General features: G+C 34.9%; 5 protein-coding genes. 3 read left to right on the forward strand and 2 right to left on the reverse strand.

The genetic code is table 11. The features are described from left to right. The coding region (locus tag ABJI11_RS06905; protein ID WP_348350659.1) for a universal stress protein at nucleotides 1–705 on the reverse strand (705 nt) is incomplete at its 3' end. A gap of 212 nt (nucleotides 706–917) precedes the next feature. Here ABJI11_RS06905 and ABJI11_RS06910 point away from each other — a divergent pair. Both ABJI11_RS06910 and upp read left to right on the forward strand, forming a co-directional pair. Further along, the gene (locus ABJI11_RS06910) at nucleotides 918–1679 is read left to right on the forward strand and encodes an SDR family oxidoreductase (RefSeq protein WP_348350661.1); all 762 of its coding nucleotides are present in this window, start codon (nucleotides 918–920) and stop codon (nucleotides 1677–1679) included. A 109-nt stretch (nucleotides 1680–1788) separates the two neighbouring features. Further along, nucleotides 1789–2442: a uracil phosphoribosyltransferase gene (gene upp / locus ABJI11_RS06915; protein WP_348350663.1), complete on the forward strand. Its 654-nt coding sequence runs from the start codon at nucleotides 1789–1791 to the stop codon at nucleotides 2440–2442. Here upp and ABJI11_RS06920 read toward each other — a convergent pair whose 3' ends face one another. After that, nucleotides 2443–4950: a cation-translocating P-type ATPase gene (locus ABJI11_RS06920; protein WP_348350665.1), complete on the reverse strand. Its 2508-nt coding sequence runs from the start codon at nucleotides 4948–4950 to the stop codon at nucleotides 2443–2445. 137 nt (nucleotides 4951–5087) lie between these two features. Between ABJI11_RS06920 and ABJI11_RS06925 the strand changes: the two genes are divergently transcribed. Continuing rightward, nucleotides 5088–5757: sigma-70 family RNA polymerase sigma factor (locus ABJI11_RS06925; protein WP_348350667.1), on the forward strand; the 670-nt coding region annotated here is incomplete at its 3' end.

A 5757-nucleotide genomic window follows, 5' to 3' on the forward strand; every position in this document is an offset into this window, starting at 1 on the left:
GATATAGCTGGTAATTGCATTTGCTCTATTGGCAACACCTTTAGTAACAAATGATAACCTGGCGTTTGGTAAAGACTCTTCTAAGAATTTTTTGTTATCCAATTGGCGCAGACTTAAATCCTCAAAATCTGAAATGTATAGACTATGAACTTCTGCTTTGAATTCTCCTGCCATGATATCTAACAGTTTTAATTCTCGTCTTTTATAAGGCAGCATATAGTTGCTTGGAAACAGTATTTTCTTTGGCTGATTATAACTGTATTGATCGGGCACTGCCAAAACCGGACATTTTACATATTTAAAGACCTGAACAGTATTACTACCAAAAGTAAGTGTAGTGCTAGCTGTCTTGCCCTTAGTACCCATTATTATGAGGTCAATATTTTTTGATTCGGCAAAATTATTAATGGCATCTACCAGAGATTCAAAAGAAGAAACAGCTTCATACTTATGCAAAGGGTTATGAGTTTTAGTTTGGGTGCTGGTAACAAGCTGATTTAATTTGTTTTCAGAATCATCAGCGATAATTTTCTTCTGTTTATCAAAAGTTTTGGCATCTACATTATGATAAGGTCCGTAAACCTCATCTGCATACGCATGAATAAAATAAAAGCTAGTACGCTCACATTTAAAAACATTAAGGGCATAAGAAATGGCGTGATCAGCATTGCTAGAGAAGTCAGTGGGGATAAGAATATTTTTCATGGCTTTCTTTTTTTTGATGTTTTAAAAGTATAAGAGAGTAAAAAAAAATCCTATGATAAATATCATGAGCAATCTAACCATCATATACTGCTACATAAGTAATATATCTAAAAAGCTAAATGAGTGTAAGGCTGATATTTGTCATATTATATTGTTATTCAGGAATTTATATTTATAAAGATTTGTAATTCAATAACAATTAATACGTAACTATGAGCAGGTTAAAAGATAAAGTAGCTGTAATAACAGGTGGTACGGGTGGTATAGGCTTGGCATCTGCAAAACTTTTTTTGGAACAAGGGGCAAAAGTAGTTTTAGTAGATAATAATCAAGAAGCTATAGATGCGGCGCGCAAAAGTTTAAATAATAAAAATGTGTCTTTTTTTAGAGCTGATGTTTCAAAAAAGGAGGATACCATAAAATTTTTAAACCATACATTAGAAACATTTGGTAAGATTAATATTTTCTTCGCCAATGCAGGTATAGAAGGTACTGCAAGTCCTATAGCAGAATACCCGGAAGATGTGTTCGATAAGGTAATTGCGGTCAACCTTAAAGGTGTTTGGTTAGGTTGTCAATATATCATTCCTAAAATGGAAGAGGGTGGTAGTGTTATAATTACCTCATCTGTAGCCGGTTTAAAAGGATTTGCAAATTTAGGTGCTTATGTTGCTACAAAGCATGCAGTAGTAGGTGTAATGCGTGTTGCTGCAGCAGAAAATGCGGTACGTAAAATTCGTGTGAATACCATACACCCAGGTCCTGTGGATAATGATATGATGAGAAGAATAGAAAGCGATATGTCTCCTGATAGTCCAAATGCCGTAAAAGATGGTTTTAAGGCTACAGTTCCTTTTGATCGTTATGCAACCTCAAAAGAAGTAGGTGAACTTGCCCTATTTTTAGCATCAGAAGAAAGTAAATATATTACCGGTTGTACGCATCTTATTGATGGAGGTATGATAAATGCATAGATTGTAATTGAACTATATTTTTTTGTAAACTTGACAGCCTAAACAACCATATTTAAGCTGTCAAGTTTTATTTTTGAAAAGAGTACCTTAGAATTAAAATATAACATTCATGACCATTCATAATTTAGGAGATCAAAATTCAGTTCTCAATCAGTTTATTTCAGAAATACGCGACTTACAGATCCAAAAAGATCCCATGCGATTTCGTAGAAATATAGAGCGAATTGGAGAGATTTTAGGTTATGAGTTTAGTAAAGAATTAGCATACCATTCTAAAACTGTAGAAACACCGCTTGGCAACAAATCTATGCATTTAAGCCAAGATCAGGTAGTTATATGCTCTATTTTAAGGGCAGGTTTGCCATTGCATCAAGGACTATTAAATTATTTTGATGCGGCTGAAAACGCCTTTATTTCCGCCTATCGTAAACATGAAAACAATGAAGATGATTTTGAAGTCGTGGTAGACTATTTTGCGGCTCCGTCTTTAGAGGGTAAGGTATTGGTGTTAACAGATCCTATGTTGGCTACAGGGAGAACTTTGGAAAATGTGTTAAAGGGTTTAAAAGACCATGGCACACCAAAGCAAATTCATATCGTATCCGTTATTGGGTCTAAAACAGGTATAGATTATATAAAAGATATTTTTCCAGAAAGCACACATTTATGGATTGCCGCAGTAGATCCAGAATTGAATGCTCGCGGTTATATTATTCCAGGTATAGGTGATGCCGGTGATTTGGCATATGGTCAAAAGCTGTAATTAAGCCTTTTTCTTAGATCGTTTTATTCCTTTTACAAGTTCATACCAAAGTACAGAAATAGCACCTATCAGTATTGTGGTGCCTAGCTGTGGTATAGTTAAACTTTCAAACTCAAAGAAACGTGTTAATACCGGTACGTATAGCAATGATAACGAAAGTATGATAGTGAGACCAATGATTAGAGGAACCAGGTTATTTTTGTATTTCAAGGTGGTGAATATGGAATAATAGAAAGAACGATTTACCAAGGTCAAAAATATATTGGCAACAATGAGCACCATAAATACCATGGTACGTGTTGTATTTTCAGAGAAACCTACCGATACTGAATATTGGTAAGCTACTAACGCACCAATAGTTATAATTAATCCTTGTATAACACTGGTAGTAAGTTCTTTATAGTTAAAGAAAGTAGTAGAAAAAGGTCTAGGTTTCTTAATCATTAAATTTTTCTCCATTGGTTCGTTTTCAAAAATGATAGAGCAGGTAGGACCCATGATCAATTCTAAAATAATAACATGTGAGGGAGAGAATATATTTGGATACACCCACCGTAACGCCAAAGGAATAAATACGGTAAGGATGATGGGTATATGTATTGATATGATATACTGAATCGCCTTTTTTAGGTTGGTATAAATTTTTCTACCCATGGCAACGGCATCTACCATTCTAGATAGATCATCATCTACTAAAATAAGAGATGCTGCTTGTTTGGCAATTTCAGTACCTTTTTTTCCCATGGCAATACCAATGTGCGATGCCTTCAAAGCCGGACCGTCATTTACGCCGTCACCAGTCATTGCAACCACTTCATTGTTTTTCTTTAACGCATTTACTATTCTCAGTTTTGCATCGGGGAACATTCTTGAGAATACATTGATATCCTTTACTTTTTCTTGTAATTCAATATCTGAAAGCTGCATTAATTCATTGCCTGAGATACATTTTTCGTACCCTTTAAAATTAATCTGTTTGGCAATTGCCATTGCCGTATTTGCATTATCACCGGTAACCAATTTAACTGCTATACCGGCATTGTCAAAGTCTTGCAGTACTTGTTTAATATTTTCTTTTGGTGGATCATAGAAAGCGATAATGCCTTTAAAATCAAATTTAAAATCTTGTTGCTCTTTAGGGTAATTTTCGCCTTCGAATATAGCCAAGCCAACAGCAAGCATTCTATACCCATCTTTACCTAAACCAGTTAATGTAGTTTGTATGATGTCAATTTCAGGAGAGGTAAGGTTAGATACCGCAATAATAGCTTCCGGTGCTCCCTTTGCTGCAATTATTTGGTTACCGCCTGCATTCTGAAACACATGGGTCATCATGGGCGGTTTACCACCTAAAGGGTATTCATGAACCATTTTATAATTTGGGCGCTCATCGTATTCTGTTAGCTTACCGTATGCATTATGAATGGCAATTTCCATAGGGTCAAACGGTATGGGTTCACTTGCCCACATAGAGGTGGTAATCAAGTCTTTTTCATCAGTGCCTAAAATATTTTTGGTATTGACGATTGTGCCAGTTTTCAATGTAAATAGTTTGGCTAAAGCCATTTTGTTCTGTGTAATTGTACCTGTTTTATCCGTACAGATTACGGTGGCACTACCTAGGGTTTCAACAGTTTTCATCTGTTTTACGACAATTCCCATTTTCATTAGTCGCCATGCACCCAAAGCCATGAATGTGGTAAATGCAACAGGTATTTCTTCGGGAAGAATACTCATGGCCAAGGTCAATGCTTTTAATAGACTGTCTAGAACAATGCCAGAACGCAGGTAGTTTATGCCCCAAACCAATAAAAATATAATACCTCCCCAAATAGACATCAACTTAACAAAGTTGAAAATCTTTAATTCTAAAGGTGTTTTTTCCTCGGTAATATCTTCAAGGCTTTTTCCAATTTTACCAAGTCTGGTCAAGTTTCCAATAGCGGTAATTTCGGCAATCGCTAATCCGCTGGCAACGGTGCTTCCTGTGAAAATAAAATTATCCGTACTGGTAGCATCTTTATATACAGAAAGAGATTCACCGGTTAAAATAGACTCATTTACAGAAAAATCGTTAGAATGTATAATAGTGCCATCTGCAGAAATAGTAGAACCTTCCTCAACCATTAAGAAATCGCCAACAACAATATCTTGACTATCAATTTCAGTAACCTGAGCATTACGTATGACTTTGCTTTTGGGATGAGTAAGGTTTTTAAGATTCTCTAGAGCCTTTCTACTGCGTGAATCTTGATATAATGATATAGACCCTACAAGAACAATGGCAGTTGCCAAGAAAACACCATCGCCCCAATTACCGGTTATAAAATAGATAGATGAAGCTATGAGCAATAAAATGACCATGGGCTCTTTAGCTATGCTTTTAAGCGCATCTAAAAAGCTGTTCTCTTTCTTATAATTTAACGAATTTAGACCATGTTCTTTTTTAGAAGCCTCAACCTGTTGGTCGGTGAGTCCGGTAATTCCAAAATCTTTAGGGTTGATCATGGGCTAGTTATATTTAATTAAAAACTAAGAAGTACTAAAGTATCTGAAATCTTTAGGTAACTCACTGACATTTATCATATGAATTACGCCTATAAGTTTGCAATTTTATGGTGTAATAATCTTAAAAGTAACATATTATGGAAACCGCTATGCATGATGTAAAAATAATAATGAAAGAAACCTATTCTAAGTTAGTTAGCTTTAAGCGTAAAGAAAATAGGAAATCTTTTAATACGGAGCTGTTAAAGATATTACCAAAAATTTATAGATATGTATCTAAAAGATTGAATAGTGCCGTAGCCAATGGTAAATTAAATAAGGGTATGTTCAACCCGAGCGATTTTACCGATCAGCTTTTTATAGAAGTGTATGATAATATTGATGATATAAAGAGTGAGAATGAGCTACATGTTTTTCTATTTAAAAAAGTAGATGAATTATTGGAAGACAGTTTGGTAGAAGAGGAGTTTGATCATGTTTTCTTCGATAATATAGATACGTACTCTAAACCCGAGTGGGATGCTATGGAAGAAAATTACACCCAAGATGGCGATGGTGATTTCTTGCTCTTAGAAGAATTGGACGATAGTTCTTTAGATAAAAGTAATTATACTTTAGACCATGTTTTTATTACCGATGAAGAAAAGCAATTAGCCGATAAGCTTGATGCTACATTGGATAAAGAACGAATATACAAGCATATACAGTTGGTACTAGACAAAATGAATTTACCCATGAGAACGGTATTTGAACTCTTTACCAATGAAGGCTTGACTACTGAAGAAATAGCCGATATACGCAAAACAA

Origin of the sequence: Maribacter sp. (assembly GCF_039968975.1) — a bacterium.
Lineage (GTDB): Bacteria > Bacteroidota > Bacteroidia > Flavobacteriales > Flavobacteriaceae > Maribacter.

Bases quoted from the DNA above. Each gene is read 5' to 3' on its own strand.
- ABJI11_RS06910 (WP_348350661.1), top strand. From the start codon at position 918: ATGAGCAGGTTAAAAGATAAAGTAGCTGTAATAACAGGTGGTACGGGT.
- upp (WP_348350663.1), top strand. From the start codon at position 1,789: ATGACCATTCATAATTTAGGAGATCAAAATTCAGTTCTCAATCAGTTT.
- ABJI11_RS06920 (WP_348350665.1), bottom strand. From the start codon at position 4,950: ATGATCAACCCTAAAGATTTTGGAATTACCGGACTCACCGACCAACAG.